The organism is Frankia sp. AgB1.9 (genome assembly GCF_016786355.1).
In the GTDB taxonomy this organism is placed as follows: Bacteria; Actinomycetota; Actinomycetes; order Frankiales; family Frankiaceae; genus Pseudofrankia.
Map to the genome: position 1 here is coordinate 1 of NZ_JADWYX010000005.1, position 23377 is coordinate 23377.

Annotated in this window: 18 protein-coding genes and 1 pseudogene; 6 read left to right on the forward strand and 13 right to left on the reverse strand. The window is 73.0% G+C overall.

Annotated features, from left to right (window positions below; genetic code table 11):
* Positions 1–408, forward strand: a pseudogene (locus I6A60_RS02855) (DEAD/DEAH box helicase); the annotation flags it as partial.
* A gap of 4 nt (positions 409–412) precedes the next feature.
* Positions 413–1954, forward strand: a complete 1542-nt coding sequence (locus I6A60_RS02860) for an MFS transporter (RefSeq protein ID WP_203042644.1) — start codon at positions 413–415, stop codon at positions 1952–1954.
* On the opposite strand, the gene I6A60_RS02865 is transcribed toward I6A60_RS02860, so the two are convergent.
* The 8 genes from I6A60_RS02865 to I6A60_RS02900 all read right to left on the reverse strand — a co-directional run bounded on the left by I6A60_RS02865 (position 1951) and on the right by I6A60_RS02900 (position 12363).
* Positions 1951–2811: a hypothetical protein gene (locus I6A60_RS02865; RefSeq protein ID WP_203016919.1), complete on the reverse strand. Its 861-nt coding sequence runs from the start codon at positions 2809–2811 to the stop codon at positions 1951–1953. The two genes, I6A60_RS02860 and I6A60_RS02865, sit on opposite strands and share 4 nt — an antisense overlap.
* Positions 2812–3018: 207 nt before the next feature.
* On the reverse strand, positions 3019–3906 hold the full coding sequence (locus tag I6A60_RS02870; RefSeq protein WP_203016917.1) for a PspA/IM30 family protein: 888 nt from the start codon (positions 3904–3906) through the stop codon (positions 3019–3021).
* A gap of 212 nt (positions 3907–4118) precedes the next feature.
* Positions 4119–4436 carry a helix-turn-helix domain-containing protein gene (locus I6A60_RS02875; RefSeq protein ID WP_203016950.1) on the reverse strand — a complete coding sequence of 106 codons (318 nt, stop codon included), beginning with the start codon at positions 4434–4436 and terminating at the stop codon, positions 4119–4121.
* A 386-nt stretch (positions 4437–4822) separates the two neighbouring features.
* On the reverse strand, positions 4823–6118 hold the full coding sequence (locus I6A60_RS02880) for a competence/damage-inducible protein A (RefSeq protein WP_203016948.1): 1296 nt from the start codon (positions 6116–6118) through the stop codon (positions 4823–4825).
* On the reverse strand, positions 6108–6881 hold the full coding sequence (locus I6A60_RS02885; RefSeq protein WP_203016915.1) for a CDP-alcohol phosphatidyltransferase family protein: 774 nt from the start codon (positions 6879–6881) through the stop codon (positions 6108–6110). The genes I6A60_RS02880 and I6A60_RS02885 overlap by 11 nt, the downstream gene beginning before the upstream one ends.
* On the reverse strand, positions 6878–8428 hold the full coding sequence (locus tag I6A60_RS02890; protein WP_203016913.1) for a MiaB/RimO family radical SAM methylthiotransferase: 1551 nt from the start codon (positions 8426–8428) through the stop codon (positions 6878–6880). The genes I6A60_RS02885 and I6A60_RS02890 overlap by 4 nt, the downstream gene beginning before the upstream one ends.
* A 123-nt stretch (positions 8429–8551) precedes the next feature.
* Positions 8552–9445, reverse strand: coding sequence for a helix-turn-helix domain-containing protein (locus tag I6A60_RS02895; RefSeq protein ID WP_203016905.1), 894 nt, complete (start codon positions 9443–9445; stop codon positions 8552–8554).
* A 221-nt stretch (positions 9446–9666) separates the two neighbouring features.
* Entirely contained in the window at positions 9667–12363 is a 2697-nt protein-coding gene (locus I6A60_RS02900) for a DNA translocase FtsK (RefSeq protein WP_203016902.1), read from the reverse strand.
* 146 nt (positions 12364–12509) lie between these two features.
* Between I6A60_RS02900 and I6A60_RS02905 the strand changes: the two genes are divergently transcribed.
* Both I6A60_RS02905 and I6A60_RS02910 read left to right on the forward strand, forming a co-directional pair.
* On the forward strand, positions 12510–12878 hold the full coding sequence (locus tag I6A60_RS02905) for a PadR family transcriptional regulator (protein WP_374113472.1): 369 nt from the start codon (positions 12510–12512) through the stop codon (positions 12876–12878).
* On the forward strand, positions 12875–14020 hold the full coding sequence (locus I6A60_RS02910; protein ID WP_203016891.1) for a hypothetical protein: 1146 nt from the start codon (positions 12875–12877) through the stop codon (positions 14018–14020). Before I6A60_RS02905 ends, I6A60_RS02910 begins: the two co-directional genes overlap by 4 nt.
* A gap of 193 nt (positions 14021–14213) precedes the next feature.
* Here I6A60_RS02910 and I6A60_RS02915 read toward each other — a convergent pair whose 3' ends face one another.
* The 3 genes from I6A60_RS02915 to I6A60_RS02925 form a co-directional block, all read right to left on the reverse strand.
* Positions 14214–15899 (reverse strand): ribonuclease J, encoded by a 1686-nt coding sequence (locus tag I6A60_RS02915; protein WP_203016889.1) that lies wholly within the window; start codon positions 15897–15899, stop codon positions 14214–14216.
* Positions 15896–16873 (reverse strand): 4-hydroxy-tetrahydrodipicolinate synthase, encoded by a 978-nt coding sequence (gene dapA / locus I6A60_RS02920; protein WP_374113470.1) that lies wholly within the window; start codon positions 16871–16873, stop codon positions 15896–15898. The genes I6A60_RS02915 and dapA overlap by 4 nt, the downstream gene beginning before the upstream one ends.
* A 367-nt stretch (positions 16874–17240) precedes the next feature.
* Positions 17241–17408, reverse strand: a complete 168-nt coding sequence (locus tag I6A60_RS02925) for a hypothetical protein (RefSeq protein ID WP_013422315.1) — start codon at positions 17406–17408, stop codon at positions 17241–17243.
* Between the two features lie 224 nt (positions 17409–17632).
* On the opposite strand from I6A60_RS02925, the gene I6A60_RS02930 reads away from it, so the two are divergent.
* The gene (locus I6A60_RS02930; RefSeq protein WP_203055550.1) at positions 17633–19210 is read left to right on the forward strand and encodes a hypothetical protein; all 1578 of its coding nucleotides are present in this window, start codon (positions 17633–17635) and stop codon (positions 19208–19210) included.
* Between the two features lie 66 nt (positions 19211–19276).
* Positions 19277–19528, forward strand: coding sequence for a helix-turn-helix domain-containing protein (locus tag I6A60_RS02935; protein WP_203016887.1), 252 nt, complete (start codon positions 19277–19279; stop codon positions 19526–19528).
* Between the two features lie 17 nt (positions 19529–19545).
* Here the strand turns inward: I6A60_RS02935 and I6A60_RS02940 are convergent, their stop codons facing one another.
* Both I6A60_RS02940 and I6A60_RS02945 read right to left on the reverse strand, forming a co-directional pair.
* Complete coding sequence (locus I6A60_RS02940; RefSeq protein WP_203016885.1) at positions 19546–20724, reverse strand: acetate/propionate family kinase; 1179 nt, start codon at positions 20722–20724, stop codon at positions 19546–19548.
* A 34-nt stretch (positions 20725–20758) separates the two neighbouring features.
* Positions 20759–23200, reverse strand: coding sequence for a phosphoketolase (locus I6A60_RS02945; protein ID WP_203016883.1), 2442 nt, complete (start codon positions 23198–23200; stop codon positions 20759–20761).
* Positions 23201–23377 lie beyond the last annotated feature (177 nt).

The window sequence follows — 23377 nt, forward strand, 5'->3', positions numbered from 1 at the left end:
CAGCCGGGCGCGCGCCGCGAGACCGACCGTCGCGCGGTCGTGCTCGCGGCGACAGACCCGGCGAACCCCTACGGCGCCGCGCTGTCGTGGCCGGCCCGGTCCGAGGATCCCGACGGGCCCGGCCACCGGCCCGGTCGCAAGGCGGGGGCGCTGGTGGTGCTGGTCGACGGCGACCTGGTGCTGTACGTGGAGCGGGGAGGGAAGACCTTGCTGTCCTGGCCGGAGCCCGCGCGTGCCCTGCAACCCGCGGTCGACGCGCTGGCGTTGGCGGTGCGCGACGGCTGGCTCGGCCAGCTCGCCGTCGAGCGGGCGGACGGGCGGGCGATCACGGGCAGCGCGCTAGGCGACGCGCTGGTGCGCGCGGGCTTCCACCCGACGCCGCGCGGCGGCCTGCGGTTGCGGGGCTGAGCGCGTGACCGCTCTCGCGGACCGGCCGCGTACCGCGCCCCCGGCCCGGATCTGGGGACCCGAGCTGCGGATCCTCAGCATCGGGCTGGTCTCGACCATCACGCTCGTCGCGTTCGAGTCGTTGGCCGTGCTGACCGTCGCGCCCGCGATGTCGGCCGACCTACGGGGCCTGAACCTCTACGGCTGGGTCACCGGGGCCTTCTTCCTCACCACGGTCGTCGGTGCCGTGCTGGCCGGGGCGGCGACGGACCGGACGGGAGCGGCCCGGCCCCTGCTGGTTGGCCTGCTGGCGTTCGGCGTGGGCCTCGCGGTGGCGGCGACCGCTGTCAGCATGCCCGTGGTGATCGTCGGCCGCGGGTTACAGGGCCTGGGCGCGGGCGCGATGACCGCGATCAACATGGCGACGATCGGCCAGATGTACCCGGCCGAGATCCGGCCGAAGATGTTCGCCGTGATCTCCACGGCCTGGGTGGTACCGAGCCTCGGCGGTCCGGCGGTGGCCGCGTTGGTCACGGAGCAGGCTGGCTGGCGCTGGGTGTTCGGCGGCCTGATCCCGCTGGTCGTGCTCGCCGGCGGCGTCACGCTCTACGCGATGCGCGTCGCCGCCCGCCGGCTGGCCGCCGGGCCCGCCGACCTCGCCGACGGTCCGCCGGCCGACGAGCTGACCGGTTCCGGGCGGCCCGTCGCGATGACGGACATCTGGCCGGCGGAGGAGACGGGAAGAACTCCGCTGCTGCGGGCAGTGCTGGTCGCGGTGGGAGCCGGCCTGGTGCTCGCCGGGCTGACCAGCCGCTCCCTGTTCGGGATTCCGCTGGTCGCAGCCGGCCTGCTGGTCGGTCTGCGGCCGTTGCGCCGGCTGCTGCCCGCCGGGGCGTTGCGCGCGAGGCCGGGGGCGCCCGCGGCGGTGATCTCGCGCGGACTGATCGCGTTCGTCTACTTCGGCGCAGAGGCCTTCCTTCCGCTGACCATCACCTCGCATCGGCACTCGACGACCGGCGTCGCGGGCATCGGCGTCACCGCGGCCGCGATCATCTGGACCTGCGGGTCCTGGACCCAGGCCAGGCTCGCCGTCCGCCATTCCGCGCGGTTCCTGGTCACGGCCGGGATGGGCCTCATGGTCGTCGGTATCGCCGGGGCCGGTGTGACGCTGCTCGACTCGGCGGTCCCGCTGCCGGTCGGCCTCGCGTTCTGGTCGGTGGCCGCGTACGGAATCGGCCTCTCGTACTCGCCGTGCATGAACGTCGCACTGAACGAGGCGCCGCCGGGCCGGCAGGGCGCGGCGAGCAGCTCGGTCTCGCTCGCCGACAATCTGGGCACCGCGTTCGGGACCGGCCTGGGCGGGGTCGCGGTGGCCGCCGGCAGCTCGGCCGGTCAGGGCGGCCACGTCGACTCGGCCGTACAGGCGGCGTCGCCGACCGGCCTGGCCGCGGCCTTCACCATCTCCGTCGCCGTGGGCCTGGTGAGCATCGTCGTGGCACGGCGCCTGCCTGCCACGCGGCTGGCCGCCGGGCAGCCCACCGAACCGCCGGCCACCGTCGCCGGCTAGGTCCGGGGCGGCTTCCAGCCGGTCTGGGCCCCGGAACTCGGCCGTCCCCCGGCCAGCTCGCGCAGCCCGGCGGCATAACCGCGCAGGTTCTCGGCCTGGGCGGCCAGCCCCTCGAGGTCGACGGGCGACATCCCAAGCCCCGCGGCGCCGACCGGTCGCGGGCCGGCGACCCCTGCCAGCGGGAGGCCGCCCGCCGCAGCGCCGGCACCGACGACCTCCGCCGACGCCGCGACGAGCTCGTCGAGCGCGCGCATGGCGGCCTCCATCTCCGCGACGAGCGCCCGCGCCGCGGCGTTGACCTGGGCCCGCCCCGCCGGGTCGGTCACGGCTCTGGCCGCCTCCTCACAGGCGATCACCCGGCTCGCCCGCAGCCGCAGCCCGTCGACGACCTCGGCGGCCGACGCCATCGCGCCACGGACCACGTCCGCGGTCGGGCCCGGTGGCAGCGGCCGGGACAGCGCGAGGAAGGCCGTGATCGCTGCCTCGCCGCGCCGCAACGGACCGGCGGCCGCCGAGCCGGTCAGCGCCCGGACGCCTGGCGCGGGTGCCACCGGCAGCGGCGGCCCCGGGTTGCGCAGCCGATAGCGGGCCGCGTGCGCGACCCAGACGCCGCCGTTGACCAGCGCACCCGCTCCGATGGCCAGCCACAGCCACCCGGCCGACGGGTCGATCGCCTCGCCGATCCCGGCTGTGACGACGCCGAACCCGGCCCACCAGCCGGCCGTCCAGTGCGCCCGGCGGACATACCGGCCGGCCGCGCGGGTCTGCCGCCAGACGGCGCGCCGTTCCAGGTCCGCGCCGACGGCGTCCGGCACCCTGGGCCTGGTCCTGCGCCAGTCCCAGCCCTCCAGCCGCATCCAGGGCCGCCGCTGATCCGCGGCAGGTCCGCCGGGCTGGCCGGTGGGATGGGGAGGCCACTGCGGTCCGGCGGAGTACGGCGCGGACCACTGGGGTGTCGACCACGGCGGGTTGGGACCGGTCTTACCGAGCGGGTCGGGCCCGCTCGGCGGCCTTGGTGGGCCCGCGCCCGGTGTCGTCATCGTCCGTTCCCCCCGCGGCCCAACTCAGTGGCCGTTGGTCGCCGGGCCCGTGGCGCCCTGGTTCTCCGGGGTGCCGTGCGTGGTGGGGGTGCCCGGCGCGGGCTGCTCGCTCTTGCCGAGGGCCACCCGGTCGGCGCCGGCCGCCACCTGCTGCGCCGGGCCGCCGGCCTCGCCGTGGGCCGCGCCCGCCGCGGGAGGGAGGCTGGCCCGCAGCTCGGCGAGCCGGTTGGTGGCCCGCGCGTCGATGCTCGCCCGGCGGACCTCCAGCATCCTCGCCTCGACGCCGGAGGAGGCGAGCTCGTGGCGACCCAGGGCGACCGAGTACCGCTTCTCGACCTTCTCCCTGATCTCCGCCAGCGTCGGCGTGTCGCCGGGCGGAGTGAGCTCCGACATCGACTCCATCGCCTTGCTCATCTGCTCACGCATCGCGGCGTGCTCGATCTGGGTCAGCAGGCGGGCCCGCTCGGCGAGCTGCTGGCGCAGCCGCTCGGTGTTGTCGTCGACCGCCCGGCGGGCCAGTCCACTGGACTGCTCGGCCTGCTGGTGCAGGGTGCGCATGTCCTCCAGCGCCGCCTCGGCGGAGACCAGCTCGCTGGCGAAGGTCTGCGCGGTCTGCTCGTACTGGGCCGAGGTCGGCGCGTCACCGGCCGCCCGCGCGTCATCGGCGAAGGTCAGCGCGGTGCGCGCCGACTCGGTGAGGTTCGCGACGTTCTCGATCTGGCGAGCCATCCGCATCTCCAGCTGGCGCTGGTTACCGAGCACGAGGGCGGCCTGCTGGCGCAGCGCCTCATGCTGGCGACGGCTCTCGTCGATGGCCTGGTCGATCTGCACCCGCGGATCGGCCTTCTCATCGAACTTCCGGTTCGCCGACGCCGACAGATAGCGGAAGGCCCGGCGGACGACATTCGCCATGCTCCGATCGTCGCACGTCCAGGCGCCGGAGAAACCCCCGCGGCCCAGGTCGGCTGTGCGAGATATGTCCGAGATCAGACACGCACGCCGCTGACCAGGCAGAACTCTCGGCCAAAGAGACGGTTACCGCGTCGGGCAATTCGGGCGGAATGGGAACAAAGCGACTCCGCCAGCCGGCGAACAACTCGCCGGCCGGTGAAACGTCGGAGCGGTCAGGCGGCCCGGTCGACCATCGGTGCCGGCGGGCGGGCGGACACCACCATCGGCGCGCCGACCCGTGGCGGGCCGGTCGCGAACTCGGCCAGCTCCACGTCGTCACTGACCTCGCGGAGCAGATCGGCCAGCCGGACGCCGAGCGCGTCGCAGATCGACGCGAGCAGCTCGGAGCTGGCCTCCTTCTGCCCCCGCTCGACCTCGGACAGGTAACCGAGCGAGACCCGCGCCGCGGAAGACACCTCGCGCAGCGTGCGGTGTTGATCCTGGCGGCGGCGGCGGAGCGCCTCGCCGATCATTCGTCGGAGCAGGACCATCGCGCCTCCCCCTTCGTCCACGGGCTGAGCTTCACCGTATACCTACCGACGCGGCCGTCGGGCCGTCGTTAACGGGACCGTAGCCCTTCGTCGACCAACCCAGACCGAAGACCGAGGATTCCCTACACGCCATCCGACCAGCGCCGCGGCCGCCGCGGGCTTCGCCACCGACGGCCGGGACATCCCGCGGTCTTATGCCGATTTGGCGAAGGTTCCGGCCCGAGGGCGGCGGAACCATCTCAGCTCCCGCATTCCGCCCCGCCGCGGTCAGGCGGAAGCGAGAGCTTTCGCCCCCACTCAGCAAGTCCCCACCTTGGTGGGGCGCGGCATACGGGTTCATCTCGCGATCATAGTGGAGATCCATCATGACCGCGCCTCCTCGACCGTTACCTGTCCGGAAGCTCCACGGCTCCCGACGGACCGGTGCCCGCCACCGGCAGTCCCGAGAGCGTACGACGTAACACGTCCAGCGCCTGGACAACCGCGAAGGTCTGGATGCGCGGCCGGTCACCGGGCAGGCGCAGCGAGCGGGTCGTCGTGCCGTCCGGGCCGGCCAGGCCCAGGTGCAGCGTGCCGACGGGCTTGCCCTCCTGCTCGTCGGGCCCCGCGACGCCCGTCGTCGCCAGCCCCCACGTCGCACCGAACAGGTCTCGGACGCCGACCGCGAGGGCCGCCGCGGCGCGCGCCGACACTGCCCCGTCGGTCGCCAGGATCTCCTGGTCGACGCCGAGCACGGAGGCCTTCGAGTCGGTCGCGTAGACGATCGCGCCGCCGCGGAAATAGGCGGAGGCACCGGGCGTCTCGGTGAACGCCGCGGCCAGCCGGCCGCCGGTCAGCGACTCGGCGACGGCGATTGTGGCGGTTCGGGTGGTCAGCTGCCGGCCGACCACGCCGGCGAGCGTCTCGTCGTCGACGCCGTAGACGGCGGGGCCTAGCGCGGCGCGCGCCGCAGCCTCGACCGGCGCGATCAGCCGATCGGCCTCGGCCCGGTCGCCAGCCCGCGCGGTGATCCGCATCCGGGTCTGCCCGCCGCTGGCGAGGAAGGCGATGGTCGGGTTCCCCACGCCGCGCAGGCGCTCGACCTCGCCGGCCACCGCCTCGGCGACGGCCGACTCCCAGATCCCGGCCGTGCGCAGCACGCGGTGCACGACGACCGCGGGCTCGCCGGCTCGACGCAGCAGGTCCGGCAGCACGCTCGCGGTGAACATCGCGTACATCTCGTGTGGCACGCCGGGCAGCGCGTAGACCACGGCCTGGCCGATCTCGACGCGGACGCCCGGCGCGGTGCCTGGGACGTTCGGCAGCGGCTCGGCGCCCTCGGGTAGGTCGGCCTGCCGGTAGTTCATCTCGGGCACCTGGCGGCCCAGCTCGCGGAACCGGCGGCGCAGCTGGGCCTCGAGGAAGTCGTCGCGCCGCAGCCCCACCCCGGCGGCCGCGGCGAGGCCCTCGCGGGTGAGGTCGTCCTGCGTCGGGCCGAGGCCGCCGGTGACGACCACGACGTCCGCCCGGCCGGCGGCGGCCCGCAGCGCCTGCTCGATGACCGCGACGTCGTCGCCGACGACGACCGACCGCTCGACCCGCACACCGACGTCGGCGAGGTGTCGGCCCAGCCAGGCCGCGTTGCCGTTGATGATGTCGCCGTAGAGCAGCTCGTCACCGACCGCGACGACCTCAGCCAGCATCGACGTCCCGTCCAGCCCCATCCGGTGCCTCCTCGGGCCTGGCCTCGGCGGGCTGCCGCGCCGCCCTGGCGGTGTTCCGAAGCTTCAGGGCCCGGGCGACGTAGTCGACGCCGGTGGCGACGGCCACGACCAGCGCGACGGCGAGCACCGCCTTGCTGACGTCCGCCGCCAGCCCGGTGAGCGGCAGCACCGCCAAGCCCAGCGAGATGTTCAGCAGCAACGTCTTGATCTTCCCGCCGCGGCTGGCCGCGATCACCCCGTGCCGGATGACCCACAGCCGCAGCAGGGTGACGCCCAGCTCTCGCATCACGATGACCGCGGTGACCACCCACGGGATCTCGTTCAGGATCGACAGCGACACCAGCGCCGCGCCGGTCAGCGCCTTGTCCGCGACCGGGTCGACGAACGCCCCGAACTCCGTCACCAAGCCGTGCTTGCGGGCCACCGCGCCGTCGATCTGGTCGGTGACGGCGGCGACTGCGTAGGCGGCGAACGCGGCGAGCCGCCAGACGTCCTCATGCGGCCCGACGAACAGGAACACGACGAACACCGGCACCAGCACGAGCCGCATGATCGTCAGGATGTTCGCGATGTTGAGCAGCCGCGCCTCGGACGCGACCGGCTCGGTCTCGGCGGCGGCAGGCACGCGAGCGGCCGGAATGGCCCCGTCGACCGCGACCGGTACTGCGTCGGCGGGCGGGGCAGTGCCGACGGCCTCGTCATCCGGCGCCGCCGCGCCGTCGGCCGTGCCGGCCACCGTCACGGACGGGCCCCGGCCGCTACCGGCACCGACCCGCCGCGGGCCCGGTCCACCACCTCGACGAGCTCGGTCACCAGGTCCACGCCCTCGGTGCCGACGACCCGGGCCGCCACCAGGTCGCCGACGGCCACGGGCACGTCGCCGGCACCCGCCGAGAGCCGCACGGAGCAGGCACCGTCGGCGTCACGCTGCTGATGCGCCGCGCTGCCGTAGGCGAACCTGGCCGTCGCGGCGTCGAGCGTCGCGCCCCGCTCGAGCGTCGCGTCGGGGTCGATCTCCTCGACCAGGACCTCGACGGTCTCGCCGACCCTGCGCTCGGCGCGGGCGGCGGTGAGCTGCTCGACGAGGTCGGCGATCCGGGCACGGCGGTCCTCGATCTCGGCCTCGGGGAGCTTGCCGGGCAGGCCGACGGCCTCGGTGCCGTCCTCGTCCGAGTACCCGAAGATCCCGATCGCGTCCAGCTCGGCCTGTTCGAGGAAGTCGGCGAGAACGTCGAGGTCCTCGGGCGTCTCGCCGGGGAAGCCGACGATGAAGTTCGACCGGGCGCCCAGGGCCGGCGCGAAGGCTCGGCCTCGGCGCAGCAGGTCGAGGAAGTCGGCGGAGCCACCGAACCGGCGCATCCGGCGCAGCACCGTCGGGCTCGCGTGCTGGAACGACAGGTCCAGGTAGGGCGCGACCCCCGGCGTGGTCAGCAGCACCTCGAGCAGCGTCGGGCGCGTCTCCGCGGGCTGCAGGTAGACCGTGCGGACCCGGACGATGCCGGGCGTGGCGGCCAGCTGCGGCAACAGCTTCTCCAGCGCGCGCAGGTCGCCGAGGTCCTTGCCGTAGGAGGTCGAGTTCTCGCTGACGAGCACCAGCTCGCGGGCGCCCTGGCCGGCCAGCCACTCGGCCTCGGCCAGGATGTCCTGCGGTGGCCGGGAGACGTGCGAGCCGCGGAACGACGGGATCGCGCAGAAGCTGCACCGCCGGTCGCAGCCACTGGAGATCTTCAGCGCCGCCACCGGCCCGTCGTCCAGCCGCCGGCGAACCACCGCGGCGCCCACGCTCGTCGGCGCGTGCGTGCCGTGGCCGGGGACGACCACACCCGCGGCGGCCGCGCCACGGTCGACCGGACTGATCGGCAGCAGCGACCGGCGGTCGCGCGGCACGTGCGCGGCCGGCCGGTTGCCGGCCAGCACGGCGGACAGCCGGTCCGCGATGTCCGGGTAGGCGTCGAAGCCGAGGATGGCGTCGGCCTCGGGCAGGCTCTCGGCGAGCTCGGCACCGTACCGCTCGGCGAGGCAGCCGACCGCGACGACGGCCTGCGGACCGGAACCACTGCCGCCACCGCCGCGTAGCCCGTCCGCCGCGAGCAGGGCGTCGATCGAGTCCTTCTTGGCCACATCGACGAAGCCGCAGGTGTTCACGAGCACGGCATCGGCGTCGGCAGCGTCGTCGACCAGCGCGAAACCGCCCGCCGCGAGCCGGGCGGCGAGCTCTTCCGAGTCGACCTCGTTACGCGAACAACCCAGCGTGACCAGAGCGACGCGATGGGCTTGACCGGCGGGCACCAGGTCAGGCTACCGGGCGGGACCGGTCGGGCGCTGCCGCGCCCGTGCGTCGGACACCCGACGGACCATTCCCGGGCGCCGGGCTATCCCCTGGTGAACCCGCCCCTGGTGAACCCCGGCGGGTCAGCGCACCGGGTTCGCCGACGCCGGGTTGCCCTCGACCGTGCACGCACCGGCGTCGCCCAGCCCGACCTGCACCGTGATGACCTGCCCCGGGCCGCCGAGTGAGCCCAGGTCTCGACCGTTGCAGTTCAGGCTCATCGCGCCCGCGTTGCCGATCCGTACCCGCAGGGCCTTGGCCGTCAGGGTCTGGGAAGCACCCTTCGTGAGGATCTGCTGGTAGAGCACCTTGTTCGAGTCGTCGCTGACCTGCAGCCAGCTCGGCGCGTTCACGGCTTCCAGCCGCAGGTTGACCTGGGTCGGCGCCGGCGTCGTCGGGGCGGGCTCGGCCCTGGCCGGTGCCGCGGCGACGGGGGTGCGGGAGCTCGACGTCGCGCCGGGCTGCTGGCTGTGAGACGGGCCCGGCCGCAGCAGCGTGAACACGAGGACAACGCAGAACACGACCGCGGCCACGACCATCGCGGCCCCCCAACGTCGGCTACTCCCGCTGGTCGCGCCATGACGCAGCGGGTCGAACGAGTTGGTCGGGGTGCTGAACGACGGGGTCGGGCCGCCCGGCTGGGCGGCGTCGAAGGCGGCGACGATCGGCTGCGGATCGACGCCGAGCGCGCGGGCGATGCCGCGAAGGTGGCCGCGGGCGTACACGGCACCACCGACCGCAACGAAGTCGTCCTCCTCCATCTGGCGGATCAGCGTGGCCCGGATCCGGGTGCGGGCGCTGACCTCCTCGATCGACATGCCGGCGGCCACCCGGGCGGCGGCCAGGCGCGCGCCGCAGGAACCCGCCGGATCGGCGGACCCGGGGGTCGTAGGAGTCACGGGCTCGGCAGCCGGGCCGTCCGGCGACGGGCCGGGAATTTCGGCGCGTCGCTGGTCGCGCGGCTCGTCGATAGCCACCACGGGCGAACCTCCGCACGCGTCCGGCGCTGGTCCGCGCTGCCGCGACACCGATGACCCGACATCGGCGACCGGCGTGGGGACGACGGCCAGCCAATGACGATCAACGGAGCGCGGGGAGAGAGCGGCCAAGCGGCGATGAACAGACGTTGCCTGAGTTTACGATTCAACGCCGCCGGTCGAAACCCGCCACAGGACCCGAGAGGACCAACTGACTGACGTCAGCCACTCCGCAGCGTAACTAGAAGTCCTTCTAGCTCATCTGGCATCACCAGGACATCACGGGCCTTCGAACCCTCGGTGGGTCCGACGATCCCGCGGCTCTCCATCAGGTCCATCAACCGGCCGGCCTTCGCGAAACCCACCCGCAGCTTGCGCTGCAGCATCGAGGTCGACCCGAACTGGGAGCTCACGACGAGCTCGACGGCCTGCAGGAACAGCTGCATGTCGTCGCCGATCTCCTCGTCGATCTCCTTGCGGGGGCCGGCCTCCCCCTCGAACACGTCCTCGCGGAACGCCGGCACCGCCTGTTCCTTGGTGTGGTCGACGATCGCGGCGATCTCGTCCTCGGAGACGTAGGCGCCCTGGATACGGGCCGGCTTGCTGGCCCCCATCGGCAGGAACAGGGCGTCGCCGAGGCCGACCAGCTTCTCGGCGCCGGCCTGGTCGAGGATGGTCCGGCTGTCCGCCAGGGACGCCATGGCGAACGCCAGCCGGGACGGGACGTTGGCCTTGATCAGGCCGGTGACGACATCCACCGACGGCCGCTGGGTGGCGAGCACCAGGTGGATGCCGACGGCACGCGCCATCGCGGTGATCCGACAGATCGCGTCCTCAACGTCACGGGGAGCGACCATCATCAGGTCGGCGAGCTCGTCGACGATCGTCAGGATGTACGGGTAAGGGGTGTAGACGCGTTCCGAACCGGGCGGCGCGACGATCTCACCGTTTCGCACCTTGCGGTTGAAGTCGTCCACATGGCGAACACCGCAGGCCGCGAGATCCTCGTATCGGTTTTCCATCTCCTTCACGACCCACTGCAGCGCGTCGGCCGCTTTTTTGGGGTTCGTGATGATGGGTGTGATGAGGTGGGGAATTCCTTGGTAGCTCGTCAGTTCTACGCGTTTCGGGTCGACGAGCACCATCCGCACCTGGTCGGGGGTGGCGCGCGCCAACACGCTCGTGATGAGCGTGTTGATGCAGGTCGACTTGCCCGCGCCCGTGGCGCCCGCGATGAGGATGTGCGGCATCTTCGCGAGGTTCGCGAGGACGTAGCCACCCTCGATGTCCTTCCCGAGGCCGACCAGCAGCGGTGCCGGGTTGCCGGTCGCGTCCGAGCTGCGCAGCACGTCGCCGAGCGAGACCAGCTCCCGGTCGGTGTTCGGGATCTCGATGCCGACCGCGCTCTTGCCCGGGATCGGGCTGATGATCCGGACGTCGGGGCTCTTCACCGCGTAGGCGATGTTCTTCCCCAGCTGGGTGATCCGCTCGACCTTCACCGCCGAGCCCAGCTCGACCTCATAGCGGGTCACCGTCGGGCCACGGGTGAAGCCGGTGACCCGGGCGTCCACCTTGAACTGGGTGAGCACGTCGGTCAGCGAGGCGATCACCGCGTCCGTCGCGGCCGACCGCAGCTTCGGCGGCGTGCCGGACTTCAGCAGCGTCGGCGACGGGAGCACGTAGTCGCCCTCGACGGGCACCGGCACCAGGTGCTCGATCTCTTCGTCCGCGTCGGCGGCGGCCGGAGCCGACGCCGCGGCGCGCTGCCGTGGCGGGCGCCGGGTGGCGGCCGGCGGCGCCTCGTCGGCCTCCTCGGCCTCCAGGCCCGGGCCGAGGTCGAGGCCCAGGTCGAGATCGAGGATGTCGCCGGCCTCCACCGCGGGACCGTGGCCGCCCGGCGGTGCGACCCGCCCGCGACCGACGGCGGCGTCGATGTCGTACACGTCGTCGACCGACTTGCCGGCGCGGCCGCCCCGGGACCTGCCGCGGCCCCGACCGGTCGGGGAACCTGTCCCGCCCGTCCCGGAGCCTCTGGAGAGCAGCTCGTCCGCGAGCCCGGCTCCGTCGTCGAGATCGTCCAGGCCGGTACCGGCCCTGGCGCCTGCCGTTCCGCCACGGCCGGCGGCGTCCTCGCGCAGACCGGTGGCCAGCCGGTCGGCGAGACCGCGGAAGACCACCGGCACCTGGCGCAGCGGCGTCCGGGTGACCACGAGGACGCCGAACAGTGCCAGGAGGATCAGCAGCGGCGCGGCGACGTACGGGGTGACGGCGGCGGCCAGCGGCGAGGACGCGACGAAACCCGCGGTGCCCCCGGCGGCGCGCAGCCGACGGGTACCGCCGGAGTAGTCGGGAATGCCGCGCACGATGTGGTAGAAGCCGAGCGTTCCCAGCGTCGTCGCGGCCCAGCCGATGACGACGCGGCCACGGCTTTCCGGGTCCGCCGGGGCCCGCACCAGCCGCCAGGCGGCGACCAGCCCGATCAGCGGCAGCAGCATCGCGCCCGCGCCGAACAGCAGCCGCAGCACGAGGTTGAGCCCGGAGCCAGCCGGTCCGGCCGCGTGGAACCAGACCGCCGCCATCGTCAGGATGGCACCGCCGAGCGACGCGAGCCCCGCGCCGTCGCGCCGGTGCTCCGGCTCGATCCACAGCTCCTTGCCGCCGCGCCGGACGTGCCGCAGCGACGAGCCGAACATCGTCGCGATCGCCTGCCACAGCCGGACGACTCCGCGCAGCAGCCAGAACGTCACCGCTAGCGACCAGGGCGTCTTGGCGGGCTTGCCTCGGCCGCCGCCGGAGCCGCCCGAGGGACGGGTCGCACCCGCGCCGCGGGCCGCCGACCGGCTGCCGCCTCCGGAGGACCGGGACGCGGCTGATCCCTCCCGGGGTCGAGCGCTCGCCCCGGTCGTGCGTGTGGCCACGCCAGCACGTTACAAGGAGGCCCCCGCCACTCCACGCATCCCCGACCTTCCGGGCGCGCCGCAGATCATTGTGGGTCAGTTGAGACATGCGCCCTGTCGGTATATACCGGCCATCTGTATATGTAGAGCGCATGTCAGGGGACGAGATGCGCGAGCCCACCTTCCTGGTCCTGGCCGCGCTCGCCGACGGGCCACGCCACGGCTATGGCGTCATTCGCGAGGTCGAGGCGATCTCCCACGGCCGGGTCCGGCTGCGGGCGGGCACCCTCTACAGCGCGTTGGACCGCCTCGCGGCCGACGGCCTGGTCCGCCGCGGGCGCGAGGAGGCGGTGGACGGCCGCCTGCGCCGGTATTACGAGCTCACCGACCACGGCGCCGCCGCTCTCGGGGATCAGGTCGCGCGCCTGCGCGCCAACGCCGCCGAGGCGGACCGACGGCTGCGGGCCCGCAGGGCCGCTCTGACCGGCGGTCTCGACTCCGCCACCGGGCCGGCCTACCTCGGCGCTCCCGCGTGAGCGCCGAGTCCTCGGGCCCCGGCGGCATCCCGGCCGATGGCCCCGCCGGCGACCCGCACCGCGACGTCACCAGTCCGAGCACCCCGACCTCCCCGGTCCGCGACAACCGGCTGGAAGGCGCGTATGGCCGGCTGTTGCTCGCCTACCCGCGCCACTGGCGCGCCGAGCACGAAGCGGCGCTGCTGGCCACGCTGCTCGACGCCGCCGAGGCGGACGGGCGGGGGCGACCGACACTCGCCGAGGCCGCCGACCTGGTGGGAAACGGCCTCGCCACCCGCGCCCGCCCGGTGATCGGCTGGATTCCGGCCAGGGCGCGCCTCGCTGTCGCGACTGTCGCCCTCGCGGCCGGCGGTGTGCTTTCCGCCGTGATGCTCACCGTCGCCGAGCAGGGACCTGGCCCGGTCTGGCCGTTCGCCCCGCCGGATCAGCCACTGTCGGGCGCTCGGGCACCGGTCGGCCTGGGACCGCTGGAAACCGACGGGCTGGTGGTCTATCTGCCCTGGCTGGTCGCGTTCGGCGCCGCGGCCCTGGGGCTGCGGCGGGTGGCTCGGATCGCGGCCGTGGCGGTCCTACCGGCGACCGCGGCGGTGCTGACGCTCAGCTCGGTCAGTCGGGTACAGCGTCCGCCGCTGGCGCTGCTGGCCACGCTCTGTCTGCTCGCGCTGGTCGTCGCGGTGGTCTGGACGGCGCCCGCGGCCCCGGGCCGCGCCGAGTACCGCCGGCCGCTGGCTGTCACCACACTGCTGATCACCGGGTGGATTCCCGTCGTCGTGCTCTTCTACCGGGTCGCGAGGCTCGCGGGCGACCTGCCCACGCGGCAGATGGTGACAGGCGGCTACTTTCACGTGTACTCGCTGTACTACGACCTGTCCGAATCGTTGCCCTCGGCCTTCCTGGTGGCCGGGCTCGCCATGGTCGTTCTCAGCGTGTTCAGACCCGGCTGGCTGGCGGCGTTCAGCGTCACCGGGGTTGCCGTCTCGCCCCTCGGCTTCTCCCGCATCCGGGCGTATGACGATGCGGCGGCCGACCACGCGCTGATGCTCGGCCTGTTCGTCTTCATCCTCGTCCTGCTCGGCGTGTTTGATCTTCAACGCGCCGCCCGCCGCCAGGCGCACCACACCACGTCGACGGCCGCGGACTAACGGGGCGCCGAACGCGGAACATCGGCTGACACTGATCGCCGTTTCGGCCCTCGGGTGGTCGCAAACCGGGCGCTCTCGCAACCACTGGAGGGCCGAAACGGCGATCAACCCGCCGGACCGGGGCAGGCGCCGCAGGGCTGATGCTCAGGCGGACAGCCGGGACCCGCGAGACGCGGACCCGGCTGGCTCCTGGTCAGACCTCGACGACCACCGGGAGGATCATCGGGCGGCGGCGGTAGTTGTCGCTCACCCAGCGGCCGACGATGCGGCGCACCAGCTGTTGGAGCGCGTTGACGTCGGTCATGCCGTTGCGCATGCCGTCGGCCAGGCCGTCGTTGACCAGCTTGCGCACCTTGTCGAAGGCGACCTTGTCGTCGGAGAAGCCCCGCGCCATCAGCTCCGGACCGGCGACGACCTTCCCCGCGGCGGCGTCCACCACGGCGGTGATCGTGATGAAACCCTCCTCGCCGAGGATGCGCCGGTCCTTCAGGCTCGACTCGCGGACGTCGCCCACGGCGAGACCGTCGACGTAGACGTAGCCGCACGGCACCGCGCCCGTGATCGTCGCCTGCCCCTCGACCAGGTCGACGACCATGCCGTCCTCCGCGAGCACGATCCGCTCCGGCGGGAGGCCGGTCAGCTCGGCGAGCACGCCGTGCGCCCGCAGGTGCCGCCACTCGCCGTGCACCGGCATCATGTTCGACGGCCGGGTCGCGTTCAGCACGTAGAGCAGCTCGCCGGCCGGCGCATGGCCGGAGGTGTGCACCTTCGCGACGCCCTTGTGGACGACCTTGGCGCCCCACCGGGTCAGCCCGTTGATCACCCGGAAGACCGACTCCTCGTTGCCCGGGATCAGGCTGGAGGCGAGCACGACGGTGTCACCGGCCTCGATCCGGATCGCGTGGTCGCGGTTGGCCATCCGGGACAGCGCCGAGAGCGGCTCGCCCTGGGATCCGGTGGAGATCAGGCAGATGTTGCGGTCCGGCAGCGACTCGACGTCGCGGGCGTCGATGATCAGGCCCGGCGGCACGCGGAGCAGGCCGAGATCGCGGGCCACCCCCATGTTGCGGACCATCGAGCGGCCGATGAACGCGACCGAGCGGCCGTGCGCCTCGGCGGCGTCGAGGACCTGCTGGACCCGGTGGACGTGGCTGGCGAAGCAGGCCACGATGATCCGCTTGCCGGCCTCGCGGAAGACGCCGTCGAGCACCGGCGCGATCTCGCGCTCGGAGGTGACGAAGCCGGGAACCTCGGCGTTCGTCGAGTCCGACATGAGCAGGTCGACACCCTCGGCACCGAGCCGAGCGAAGCCACCGAGGTCGGTCAGCCGGCCGTCGAGCGGCAGCTGGTCCATCTTGAAGTCGCCGGTGTGCAGCACCAGGCCCGCGGCGGTGCGGATCGCGACCGCGACCGCGTCCGGGATCGAGTGGTTGACGGCGAAGAACTCGAGGTCGAACGGCCCGAAGCTGTGCCGCTCCTCCTCGGTGATCTGGAGGGTGACCGGCTTGATCCGGTGCTCCTGCAGCTTCGCGACCATCAGCGCCAGGGTCAGCCGGGTCCCGACCAGCGGGATGTCGGCCCGCTCGCGCAGCAGGTAGGGCACCGCGCCGATGTGGTCCTCGTGCGCGTGGGTGAGGATCACGGCCTCGATGTCGTCGAGGCGGTCCCGGATGGCGGTGAAGTCCGGCAGGATCAGGTCGACGCCGGGCTGGTCGGTCTCCGGGAACAGCACGCCACAGTCGACGATGAGCAGCCGGCCCGCGTGTTCGAAGACGGTCATGTTCCGGCCGATCTCACCGAGACCGCCGAGAGCGATGATCCGCAGGCCCTCGACGGGCAGCGGGGGCGGGGCACCGAGCCCCGGATGCGGGTGGCTCATGACGCGGCTGCCCCCCGGCCCGCCAAGGTCGGCTGCGCCGGGCGGGTCGTGACCCCGGCCATCGCGAGGGACAGGTCTGCCGGCGGCGTGAGCGTCGACGCGGCGAGGTCGAGAGTCAGCTGAGCGATCTCGTCCTCCGTGGCGTCGACCAGTGGTGAACGGACCGGCCCGCCGGGCAGGCCGGCGAGGGTCAAAGCGGCCTTCGTTGTGATCACTCCCTGCGTACTGAAAATTCCCTTGAAGATCGGTAGTAGGCCCTGGTGCAGCTCGCGCGCCGTCACCGGGTCGCCCGCGTCGAACGCGGCGATCATGGCGCGCAGGGCCGGCGCCCCGACATGCGCGACCACACTGACCAGGCCGACGGCGCCGATCGCCAGCAGCGGCAGCGTGAGCGCGTCGTCGCCCGAGTAGTAGGCCAGGTCGGTGTTCGCGATGACCCGCGAGGACGCCTCGAGGTCGGCCTTCGCGTCCTTCACGGCGACGATGTTCGGATGCTCGGCGAGGGCCAGCATCGTCTCGGTCGCCACCGGGACGCCGGAGCGGCCCGGAATGTCATAGATCATCACCGGCAGCCCGGTGGCGTCGGCGACCGACCGGAAGTGCCGGGCGAGCCCGGCCTGCGGCGGCTTGCTGTAGTAGGGCGTGACGACGAGCACGCCATGGGCGCCGGCCCGCTCGGCGGCCTTCGCAAGCTCGATCGTGTGGTGGGTGTCGTAGGTGCCCACGCCGGCGATGACGCTCGCCCGGTCGCCGACCGCGCCGAGCACGGTCCGCAGCAGCTGGTCCTTCTCCGCGTCGGAGGTGGTCGGCGACTCACCGGTGGTCCCACTGATCACCAGGCCGTCGCTGCCCGCGTCCACCAGGTGCGTGGCCAGTGCCGCCACGCCATCGAGGTCGAGGCCGCCGTCGGCGTCGAACGGCGTCACCATCGCGGTGAGCAGGCGCCCGAAAGGCGCCGGGGGCAACACTGACATACCGGCCACGCTAGCTGGCACCTCCGACATTCCACTCGGCTTCATTCCAGGCGACGATGCGCCGCCCGCGCGGGCCCGTCGACCCATCGGGCCAGGTCCGCGCACAGCCGCACCCCCGCCCGGGCCGCCGGCCTCCACCCTGGGGCCGCGGCGCAGGCGTCATTCTCCCGCCACCGGCGATGACGCGCCCACGGTCCCGACCGCCGCCGGTCAACGCTGGACGAGGCCGCGGACACATTGACGATACGGCGCCCGATCTCGCCGCACCGGCCGAGCACCGGACCGTTCCCCACAGTTCAGCGCGGCCACCGCCCCTGGACGGCGCCATTGCCCGGCGCCGCCGCGGCGACCGCCCGCACCCGGCCGGTCAGCGAACCTGCTGGTCGCGGCCCGACTCGGCCCGGGCGCCGCGCGCCCTGGAGATCATGCTTCGGTCGAGCCGCTGCCACAGGTCGCGGCGGGCCAGGCGAACCAGCGCGTGACCGCCGGCCCGCGGCGCGCGCACCGTGACGCCGAGGCCAAAGTTTTTGGGCATGATCACCGGTCCATCCGTCGGATGCCGGGGTTCCTGCCCGATCAACGACGTTGAATGCTCAGCAACGTCGATCCGGCAGGTCCGGGATGGGACTTCCGAACAGGCTACCGTGCCGCATCCGCTCCGTCACCGATACCGGCTCGGCGGCACAACGCCGGGGGCGCCGCCACCGCCGCGGGTGCCGGCTTCGCGCCTTACAGAAAGAGATGTCCTAGTCTGCGACGGTGACAACCGGTCGGTGGCGGCGGCTTGACGACGCGGCGGCGGCACCGATCCTCGACCTGACCGACGTCGACGAGGTGACGACGACGCTGCTCGCGCCGCCAGGAGAGTTCTTCGGTGTGCGGCGCCGGGTCGTCGACCAGTTCACCCTGCTGTCGGCGAACCGCGCCCAGCTCGCCCGCTCGGTCAACTGGGGCCCGCTCGACGGCCTGCTGACCTCCGTGGTGCCGCCGACCGGCCGGATCGACACGACGGGCCACCTCCCGCCCGAAGTCTCGGTGCTGCTGCCGATCTCGACGCTGCCCAAGCGCGCCCTGGTCGGCTTCAACCTCTCCGGGCCCGGAGACACCGCGGCCCACCTGATGCCCTACTCGACCTCGGTGGCGATCCAGGGCAACGTGGTGGCGCTGCTGGCCGCCGCGATCGGCCTGCCTCCGTCGGCGCCGGTCCGCCGGGTCATCGACGCGATCTCCCGGTTCCGTCCCGGGAAGTTCTCCGGCAACTACCCGCGGCTGGCGCCCTCGAAGGGCCGCCGCCCGCTGTCGCTGGGGACGCTGCACACCTACCTGGGCCAGGCGGCCGAGCTGTGGGTGCCGGAGGCGGCCTTGCGCCAGTGGTCCGTGCTGGTCAAGCCGGCGCAGGAGATGCTCATGACGGCGCTCGACGAGCCGTTCGACGCGCTGTGCAGCGCGGGCACGCTGCTGCTGGCCACCGGCGAGCTGTGGCGCGACCCCGACGGCCCCGACAACCCGACCGCCGACGAGGTCGAGGGCCACCTGGCGGCGTTCGTCAGCTGGGTGGCCGAGCTGCGGGCGGCGGGCCCGGACGCCGAGCCGGTGCTCTCGACGGTCGCCGAGTACGGACGGCGCTGGGAGGCGCTCGCCGCCGTCCGGCTCGACCCGTACCAGCCGAGCCTGATCAAGATGACCGAGGAGCGCCGGGCGATCCTCTGCCGCCGCCCGCCACCCCCGCCCCGCGCCACCCCCGGCGGGGGGGGGCGCCGGCCCACCCGGGCACTGACGCTGACGAACCCGGTCGCGCTCGTCGACCTCGACCCCGGCGGCCCGGGCAGCTACCACGTCAGCATCGGCACCGACGACTCCAGCATCGAGATCAGCCACCCGGCCGTGCTCGACCTCTACGACCGGGAGATCGAACGGATCTACGTCGAGGACGTCCAGCACAACCGCGAGGTCTACGCCTACTACACCACCGACGTCCGGCGCCCCAGCCGGGCCCGGCTCTCGGTCGGCCTGTCGCTGTCCCCCGACGTCTCCCGCGTGACGGTCGCCCTGCTGGTCCTGATGGCCCTGGCCGTCGGCCTGGCGGCCCTGCCGGTGCGGCTCGGTCCGGACGCGGTCGCCGTCATCACGATCCCGTCCTCGTTCGCGGCGACGATCCTGCTGACCCGCGAACGCAGCAGCCTCGCCGCCTGGGTCCTCGGCCCAGCCAAGACCGCCCTGCTGGCCCTCCTGGTGACCCTGGCCGTCCTGTCCGGCCTACGCGCCGTCGGCTGGCACCGCCCAGTCGACACGACGGTTCCCGCTCCCCCCTCGCCCACCGCTTCACCCACGCCGTAGTCCGACGCCCTTCAGCGGCGCAGGCCCGGGTCCAGACCTGTCGGACCCGACAGGCATCATCGCGACATGCCCACGACGCCTCCGACGGCGGAAACGATGCTGAGTCCCACCGAGACCGCCGAGATACTCGGCTGTTCACGGCTCTTCATCCAACGACTCCTGGACGGAGGAGAGATACCCTCCGAAAGGCTTCCAGGCAGCCGTCACCGCAGGATTCGCTTGTCTGACATCCTCGCTTTCCGGCAGAGGCGCGACCTCAAGCGCGAGGGTCGGCAGGCCATCGTCACGGCGTACGAGGAAGCCGGAATACCTTACTGATCAGAAGGCCACCGCGCCTACGTCCCTGCCTCGGCTGCGATGACCGAGCGGACGCCGCGGGCTATTTCTAGGTCTTCGCGGGCTGCGAGCACGTAGGACCGGACGGGGGCGCCGTTGGCGGTGAGGTCGGTGTCGGGGTCGGTGGTTGGGTCATGGTTGGCGTTGCGGGCCGGGTCCAGGGCTATCCCCAGGAAGGACAGGCCGTCGGCGGTCGCGGCCCGGATCTGGGGTGAGTGCTCGCCGACGCCGCCGGTGAAGACGAGCGCGTCGAGGCCGCCCAACGATGCGGCCATGGCGGCGATGCCGGCGCGCAGCCGGCGCAGGTACACCGCGAGGGCCAGCAGCGCCGTTTCCTCACGTTGGTCGGCGCGCTCCACCAGGGCCCGCATGTCGGCCGTCCCGCCGAGGGCGACCAGGCCGGAGGCGTGGAAGAGCTGGTCGGTGAGCTCGTCGGCAGTCAGCCCGGCCGACGTCTGCAGCCACAGCAGCAGGCCGGGGTCGACGTCGCCGGAACGGGTAGCCATCACGAGCCCTTCCAGCGGGGTGAAGCCCATCGTCGTGTCCACGCTGATCCCGTCCCGCACGGCCGCGAGTGACGCTCCTGAGCCCAGATGGCAGGTGACGATCCGGCGGGCGGGCGACCCGGTCAGGGCTTCGGTCAGCGCGCGGGCCCGGCCGGCGGCGTAGGAGTGCGAGAGGCCGTGGAAGCCATAGCGGCGTAGGCCGTATCGCTCACGCCAGGCCGCCGGCAGCGCGTAGGTCGTCGCGGCGGGCGGCAGCGTGGCGTGGAAGGACGTGTCGAAACAGGCGACCTGGACGGCGTCCGGCAGCAGCGCCCGCGCCTCATCGAGCGCCGCGAGCGCGGCCGGCTGGTGCAGCGGCGCGAGCGCGGTCAGCTCGGCGAGCCGCGCGGCGACCCGCGGGTCGATCAGGACCGGCGCGGTGAAATCCGTGCCGCCGTGCACGATCCGATGCCCGACGGCCACCCGCCCGGAGCTGGCCCGGTCGAGGCCGTCGGCGCCGAGCAGCTCGTCGATCGCGGCTCGGGCCTCGGCGAGGTCGGCGTGCCCGCCAGGCGCGGCGAGCTCCCGCGCCCCGATCAGGTCATCGTCCGGCGCGACGAGGGCCAGCTTCAGCGTCGAGGAACCCGCGTTGACCACCAGCACGTCCACGGCTGACGACGACCGCCCACTCACGTGTGATCAGCTCCAGCCGGTGGTGAGGCCGCGGTCAGTAGGGCCAGACCCAGTCACTGATCTCGGGCGGGTCCTCGCCGTGCTCGCGGGTGTAGGAGCGAACCCGGAGGCGCTCGTCCATCATCAGCTGGCGAACGTGGGCCGCCCGGGCGCCGAGCGACGGAACCCGGTCGATCACGTCGGCGACCAGGTGGAACCGGTCGAGGCCGTTCATCATCACCATGTCGAACGGCGTGGTCGTCGTGCCTTCCTCGATGTAGCCGCGGACGTGGATGTTGTGGTGGTTGGCGCGCCGGTAGGTCAGCCGGTGGATCAGCCAGGGATAGCCGTGGTAGGCGAAGATGACCGGGCGGTCCGCCGTGAACAGCGCGTCGAACCGGGCGTCGGAGATGCCGTGCGGGTGCTCGGACTCGCTCTGCAGCGCCATCAGGTCGACGACGTTCACCACCCGGATCCGCAGCCGCGGGAGGTGCTGGCGCAGCAGGTCGACCGCGGCGAGCGTCTCCAGGGTCGGCACGTCGCCGGCGCAGGCCAGCACGACGTCAGGCAGGCCGTCCGCCCCCGGGGCCGCGTCGTCATGGTCGTTGCTGGCGAAATCCCAGATACCCAGGCCGCGGGTGCAGTGGGCGATCGCCTGGTCCATGGTCAGGTAGTTCAGCGCGGGCTGCTTGCCGGCGACAATCACGTTGATGTAGTCCCGGCTGCGCAGGCAGTGGTCGGCGACCGAGAGCAGCGTGTTGGTGTCCGGCGGCAGGTAGACCCGGACGACCTCGGCCTTCTTGTTCACGACATGGTCGATGAAGCCGGGATCCTGATGGGAGAACCCGTTGTGGTCCTGGCGCCAGACATGGCTGGTCAACAGGTAGTTCAGCGAGGCGATCGGCCGACGCCACGGGATCTCGCGGGTGGTCTTCAGCCATTTCGCGTGCTGGTTGACCATCGAGTCGACGATGTGGATGAACGCCTCGTAGCAGGAGAACAGCCCGTGCCGCCCGGTCAGCAGGTAGCCCTCCAGCCAGCCCTGGCACAGGTGCTCGGACAGCACCTCCATCACCCGGCCGGCGCGAGCGAGGTGCTCGTCGGTCGGCAGCAGCGAGCCTTCCCAGACCCGGTCGGTGACCTCGAAGACCGCGCCCAGCCGGTTCGACGCCGTCTCGTCCGGCCCCACCAGGCGGAAGTTCGCCGGGTTGGCCCGGATCAGGTCGCGCAGCAGGGTGCCGAGCACGGTGGTGGCGGACGTCGCCGTGGTGCCGGGCGCGCTGACGTCGACGGCGTAGTCGCGGAAGTCGGGCAGGGCGAGCTCGCGCAGCAGCTCACCACCGTTGGCGTGCGGGCTGGCACTCATCCGCGACCGGCCAGCCGGAGCGAGCGCGGCCAGCTCGGGACGCAGCCGGCCGGTCGCGTCGAACAGCTCCTCGGGCCGGTAGCTCGCCATCCACGCGGCAAGCTCGGCGATCCGGTCGGGATGCCCGCGCACGTCGGTGATCGGGACCTGGTGCGCACGCCAGGTGCCCTCGACCGGATTGCCGTCGACGGTCCGCGGCCCGGTCCAGCCCTTCGGGGTCCGCATGATGATCATCGGCCACGCGGGGCGGTCGAAGTCCTCGCCGGCCGCGGCGCTCGCCCTGGCCGCCCGCTGGATTCGGGCGATCTCGTCGAGCGCGTGGTCCAGCACGGCGGCGAACTGGCGGTGTACCTCGGCGGGGTCGTCGTCCAGATCGGCGGTGACGTGCAGCGGGTCATAGCCGTAGCCGCGCATGAGCGCGTCCAGCTCGCCCTCGGGAATGCGGGCGAGCAGGGTCGCCTGGGCGATCTTGTAGCCGTTGAGATGCAGGATCGGCAGGACGGCGCCGTCGCGGGCCGGGTCGAGGAACTTGTTCGAGTGCCAGCTGGCGGCCAGCGGCCCGGTCTCGGCCTCGCCGTCACCCACGACGGCCGCGACGACCAGCTCCGGGTTGTCGAAGGCCGCGCCGTAGGCGTGCGCCAGCGCGTAGCCCAGCTCGCCGCCCTCATGGATCGACCCGGGGGTCTCCGGCGCGACATGGCTCGGGATGCCGCCCGGGAACGAGAACTGGCGGAACAGCCGACGCAGCCCGGCCTCGTCCCCACTGATCGTCGGGTAGACCTCGGAGTAGGTGCCCTCCAGGTAGGCGTTGGCGACGATGCCGGGCCCACCGTGCCCCGGCCCGATCACGTACATCATCTCGAGGTCCCGGGCCTTGATGACCCGGTTGAGGTGGGCATAGATCAGGTTGAGGCCCGGGGTCGTCCCCCAGTGGCCGAGCAGGCGTGGCTTGATGTGCTCGGCCGCCAGCGGCTCGCGCAGCAGCGGGTTGTCCAGCAGATAGATCTGCCCGACCGACAGGTAGTTGGCCGCCCGCCAGTAGGCGTCCAGCAGCGCGGCCTCGGCGTCGGTGAGGCTCGCGGCCCCGGGTTCGGCGCGGTCGGTAGCTGCGACGTCGATGGCACCGGGCATCGGTGGGCTCCTCGGTCATCTGGGCCAAACCCGGGCCTGGTCATCTGGGCCAAACCCGGGCCTGGTCATCTGGGCCAAACCCGGGCCCGGTCATCTGGGCCAAACCCGGGCCCGGTCATCTGGGCCAAACCCGGGCCCGGTCATCTAGGTCAGGCGCCAGGCGCGGGCCATTCGACG